We start from the raw sequence: 5,204 nt of genomic DNA on the forward strand, positions 1-5,204 counted from the left end.
CGAGCAGGATTGCGTTACCAGCACTTCAATAGTTGAAAGCAACAATGACCTGGCTGTAGTAAAAGTTGATATGAAATACAGCAGCTTTACCCGCAGCAACTATGTAACTGTTACCAACACCGGCAGTGGCTGGAAAATCACAAACGTGTACAGCGTTTTTAAATAAGTAAGTTTTAGTGTAGTGTTTAATATGTAAGTAGGTAAAGGCCCCGTTGGTGCGGGGCCTTTTTTATTTTCATTTCACCAGCGGATCAAGTACCTTTTGCCATTTGTCGTAACCTTTGCTGTTTAAGTGCAGGTAGTCGTCATTAAACAGGCTTGAATCGGGTTGGGTAGTGCCTGGTTTATAAATAGACGGTACCAGGTCAACATAATAACTTTTCGGTTTTCCTTTCAGGTAACTTTTCACCAGCTCGTTCGCTGCGTAAACAACATCATAATACTTAGCGCGTACCGGGCTCGGTTTTATCGACATAAAATACACCTCGGCATTTGGTAATTTCTGATGGATCAGCTCCCAGAGTTTTGCAAATGAAGCAGCAACGGCCTGGGCAGATTTACCTGCTGAAATATCATTTTCGCCTGCGTAGATAAAAATCTTGCGCGGTTTATACGGGAACAGGATATAGGGCGTGTAATAATCAGCTACCTGCCATAGTTCGCAGCCGCCTACTCCCCGCCTGATTATAGGCTTGCCTGCATAACGCTGTTCCAAATCAGTCCATTTACGGATAGAAGAGCTGCCTATAAACAAAATACCGCCCGGTTTCGGAAAACTCAGGCTGTCCTGGTGTTTAAACGCCCTGATCTCATTATCAAACGGGAAGCCCTGCTGAGCCGATACACCGGTGCTGAATGCCAAACCGATAAAGAGTAAAAAAAGCTTAATTTTCATTACGGGGTAGCTATACGTTCTTCAAAAAATAAAAACGGCAATTGGTTTTCAATGCCTTTGATGATCCATATCGGGCCATCTTCGGCATGCAATATAATTTTTATTGATTGATTTTGCTGCTTTTCGCACTCAGCTAATACCTGTAAGCATGATCCGCATGAGGTAATCGGCTTCACAATAGGAAAATCATCTGAATGGGCGGTTACAGCCATCGCCTCGATAGGATCATCAGGATGGTTGGCGCCCCAGTTAAACAATGCCACCCGCTCGGCACACAAACCCGATGGGTATGCTACATTTTCCTGGTTACTGCCATAGATAATTTTACCGCTTTGCAAACGTAATGCCGCACCAACACGGAATTTTGAATATGGAGAATGTGAATTTTTCAAGGCTTTCTGCGCTTCGAGGCACAGCTCACGGTCGGCTTTATGGAGATCGGCCAATGATTCGTATTCATCAAAGGCTATTTTAATTTCGTGACTTATCATATGTTATCAACCCTTGTTAAAAAATCGGGGGAAACAAGATAAGGATTATTTTCAATAAGAACCCTGATTTTTAGGATTATTTGATTTCCATGATAAAAAAAGCCTGATCAAAGCTCCCTTTATGCTACGCAGTTCAGGGAAATCCTTTAATCAGGCAAATCATAGTTCTTTATACCGCTACCGGCAATTCTTCTTCGGCATCAGCTTCTTTAGCTATTGTTGGGTTGATGCTTTCATCATCTTTTTCAACCCGCAGGTTGTTTACAATGTGCATTTGGCGGGTTGGCGTGTTTTTGCCCATGAAATACTCAAGCAATGCTTTGATATTAGCATCCCTTAATATCACCGGGTCAAGGCGCATATCTTTACCGATGAATAAACCGAACTCTTCAGGCGAGATCTCTCCTAAACCTTTAAATCGGGTGATCTCTGGTTTATTACCCAATTTAGCTATGGCATTACGACGCTCTTCATCGCTGTAGCAGTAAATGGTTTCCTTTTTATTGCGTACCCTGAACAATGGTGTTTGGAGGATAGAAACGTGACCGGCTTTCACCAGGTCGGGGAAAAACTGCAAAAAGAAAGTCATCAGCAACAGACGGATGTGCATGCCGTCCACATCGGCATCGGTAGCTATTACAATATTGTTGTAACGCAGGCCATCCAAACCATCTTCAATGTTCAGTGCGTGCTGAAGCAGGTTAAATTCTTCATTTTCGTAAACCACCTTTTTGGTTAAGCCAAAGCAGTTAAGCGGTTTACCCTTTAAGCTAAATACGGCTTGGGTCATTACATCACGCGATTTGGTAATGGAACCACTGGCCGAGTCACCTTCGGTGATGAATAAGGTTGTATCCTGTTTACGTTCGTGCGTATCTTCAAAATGCAGCTTGCAATCACGCAGTTTACGGTTATGGAGCGATGCTTTTTTGGCGCGCTCGTTAGCCAGCTTTTTGATGCCGGCAATGTCCTTACGCTCCCGCTCTGACTGGAGGATCCGTTTTAACAGGGCATCAGCGGCAGCCTGGTTTTTATGCAGATAGTTGTCAAGTTCTTTCTTAACAAAATCATTGATAAAACCACGTACCGAAGGCCCATCCGGACCAATATTTTGTGAACCGAGCTTGGTTTTGGTTTGTGACTCAAATACCGGCTCCTGAACTTTTATGGCAATTGCTGCAACTATTGATGCCCGGATATCGGATGCATCATATTCCTTTTTGTAAAATTCACGCACGGTTTTTACTACCGCCTCACGGAAAGCCGCCTGGTGTGTACCGCCCTGTGTAGTATTCTGACCGTTGACAAACGAGTAATACTCCTCGCCGTACTGTTGGCCGTGGGTCATCGCGATCTCAATATCCTCGCCTTTAAGGTGAATGATCGGGTAGCGTAAAGTTTCAGCATCGGTATTACGGGTGAGCAGGTCATAAAGGCCACGCTCCGAAAAATACTTTTGATTATTAAAATTGATAGTAAGGCCCGCGTTCAGGAACACATAGTTCCAGATCATACTTTCAACAAACTCCGGGATGAAACGGTAATGCCTGAAAATAGTATCATCGGGTACAAAGTTGATTGCAGTACCGTTGCGCTGGGTAGTATCTTTTTCACTCTCATCACGGATCAGCTCGCCTTTGGCAAATTCGGCCAGTTTGGTGCGTCCGTCACGGTATGATTGTACGGTGAATGAGTTGGAAAGCGCATTAACCGCCTTGGTACCCACACCATTTAAACCTACCGATTTTTGAAAGGCCTTGCTATCGTATTTACCACCCGTATTTATTTTGGATACACAATCAATCACTTTACCCAAAGGGATGCCGCGGCCGTAATCACGTACCGATACCTTATGATCGCTCATGTTAACCTCAATGGTACGGCCCGATCCCATCACAAACTCATCTATCGAGTTATCCACAATTTCCTTAAGCAGTACGTAAACACCATCATCATAGGCAGAGCCATCGCCCAATTTACCAATATACATACCGGGACGTAAACGGATGTGCTCCTTCCAATCGAGGGAGCGGATACTATCTTCACTATAATTAACTGGTTCTGCCATGTATATAAAGTAGAAAATTTAAAACAGCGCAAAATACGCCTAATTGCAAAAATAAAACTTCCGGCCCAATTAACGGGCGACCAGATATCAACTTATTAACATTTGGGTGATTGGAAAAAGAGGAAAGGCTGTGCGATTCCCCCTACGGCTTAAACTTCAAACAATTACTTGCCCTGTCCACATTTTTAAAAAACTCGGGGCCTTTATCGTTGGTAAAGCAAACGGCCATAATAGTGCCGGTATGGTTACGCTGCAAGGCAATAAGCAGGGCGTATTTATAATGCTTGGTAGCCGGGAAATCAAGCAGGTTTAACAGGTATGATTTGCCTGCATCTGCTTTGTACCTGTTTAAAACATTCACCGGTATGCTCCGGATAAAATTATCCCTTTCACCGGTAAAAGCAGTAGCCTGGGCCCTGCTCATATTGATATATATCGAATCAGGGTTTTCTGTTTCCCGGTCAATATCATACTGCCCCTGCTCGTAGCTGGTATAGTTTTGTTTCTGAGATTTTACCTGGAACCATACTTCAAAATCCTGCCCCGGCAACTGCAGTGCATAATCGAATGAAAAATCCTCATCGTTAGGGGCCTGGATCTCCTTAAAACCTTTAGGCGGCGTGTAAATTACGTTGGCCTGGGCTAAAAGCTTGTTAAACTCTTTAAACTGATCTGTAGCAGTTCCTTTTGATCTTGTGGAACCAGGCTTAACTTTTGTACTTGTGTGTTTTTTTATATTTTGGGCGTATAACGGCCTGGGGCTTACCTGGGCTATGCTTTTTGTAAAACACAGCAATGATAAAGCCATAAGTAATAAGGGCCGGGTTAACTTCAAAATAGTTTTCATTTAAGGGACAGACAAGGAAAAACCCTCGTTTAAAGCACCATAGGTAAATATATAAACAAATTAATTAACAACACCCTCACCTATTCAAATTAACCGTCATGCTTTAACGGTAATATCAACTAATTATTTGTTGTACTAAAGATTTTTTTACGCTTTCAATTTACAATTGTTGCCTGTTAAAACCAACACAAACGTAACAATTTCGATATAAATCCAAATTAACTGTGCATTAAAATATGGTCTGCTCCATCTGCACATCAATACATAATCCGTATCTTTACCAATCCAAAAGTTTTTATTGAATAATGAGTGAAGATCTGCATCAAAACGATACACCAAACCCTAATGAAGAAAAACTACACACTGTTACCTCACTCGATGGGTTATATGAAAACTGGTTTCTTGATTATGCATCGTATGTAATTCTTGACCGGGCCGTTCCGCATATTAATGATGGCTTAAAGCCGGTACAACGCCGTATCCTGCATTCGTTGAGGGAAATGGACGACGGGCGCTTTAATAAAGCAGCCAACGTGATCGGTAATACCATGAAATATCACCCGCATGGTGATGCTTCTATTGGGGATGCCATGGTACAGATAGGCCAGAAAAACCTGCTGATCGATTGCCAGGGTAACTGGGGCGATCCGGTAACCGGCGACTCGGCAGCGGCTCCCCGTTATATCGAGGCGCGCTTATCAAAATTTGCGCTCGATGTTGTTTTCAATGCTGATACCACCATTTGGCAAGCCAGCTATGATGGCCGTAACAAAGAGCCTATTACCCTGCCGGTAAAGTTCCCCTTGTTGCTTGCCCAGGGAGCCGAAGGTATTGCGGTAGGTTTGGCTACCAAAATATTACCGCACAACTTTATTGAACTGATCGATGCTTCTATAGCTGTAT

Annotated in this window: 5 protein-coding genes; 1 reads left to right on the forward strand and 4 read right to left on the reverse strand. The window is 43.2% G+C overall.

What is annotated here, in order from left to right; translation table 11 throughout:
- Window positions 1-235: 235 nt before the first annotated feature.
- The 4 genes from VF500_RS30715 to VF500_RS30730 all read right to left on the reverse strand — a co-directional run bounded on the left by VF500_RS30715 (window position 236) and on the right by VF500_RS30730 (window position 4,262).
- On the reverse strand, window positions 236-895 hold the full coding sequence (locus tag VF500_RS30715) for a GDSL-type esterase/lipase family protein (protein WP_330863305.1): 660 nt from the start codon (window positions 893-895) through the stop codon (window positions 236-238).
- Complete coding sequence (locus tag VF500_RS30720; RefSeq protein ID WP_121233298.1) at window positions 895-1,386, reverse strand: cytidine deaminase; 492 nt, start codon at window positions 1,384-1,386, stop codon at window positions 895-897. Before VF500_RS30720 ends, VF500_RS30715 begins: the two co-directional genes overlap by 1 nt.
- A 169-nt stretch (window positions 1,387-1,555) precedes the next feature.
- Window positions 1,556-3,454 carry a DNA topoisomerase IV subunit B gene (locus VF500_RS30725; protein WP_330863306.1) on the reverse strand — a complete coding sequence of 633 codons (1,899 nt, stop codon included), beginning with the start codon at window positions 3,452-3,454 and terminating at the stop codon, window positions 1,556-1,558.
- 142 nt (window positions 3,455-3,596) lie between these two features.
- Window positions 3,597-4,262, reverse strand: coding sequence for a hypothetical protein (locus VF500_RS30730; RefSeq protein ID WP_330863307.1), 666 nt, complete (start codon window positions 4,260-4,262; stop codon window positions 3,597-3,599).
- 344 nt (window positions 4,263-4,606) lie between these two features.
- Between VF500_RS30730 and VF500_RS30735 the strand changes: the two genes are divergently transcribed.
- The coding region (locus VF500_RS30735; protein WP_330863309.1) for a DNA gyrase subunit A at window positions 4,607-5,204 on the forward strand (598 nt) is incomplete at its 3' end.

The organism is Mucilaginibacter sp., assembly GCF_036383575.1.
GTDB lineage: Bacteria > Bacteroidota > Bacteroidia > Sphingobacteriales > Sphingobacteriaceae > Mucilaginibacter.

Excerpts from the sequence above, each read along its gene's own strand:
- VF500_RS30715 (WP_330863305.1), bottom strand. The coding sequence starts at position 895 with ATGAAAATTAAGCTTTTTTTACTCTTTATCGGTTTGGCATTCAGCACC.
- VF500_RS30720 (WP_121233298.1), bottom strand. The coding sequence starts at position 1,386 with ATGATAAGTCACGAAATTAAAATAGCCTTTGATGAATACGAATCATTG.
- VF500_RS30725 (WP_330863306.1), bottom strand. The coding sequence starts at position 3,454 with ATGGCAGAACCAGTTAATTATAGTGAAGATAGTATCCGCTCCCTCGAT.
- VF500_RS30730 (WP_330863307.1), bottom strand. The coding sequence starts at position 4,262 with ATGGCTTTATCATTGCTGTGTTTTACAAAAAGCATAGCCCAGGTAAGC.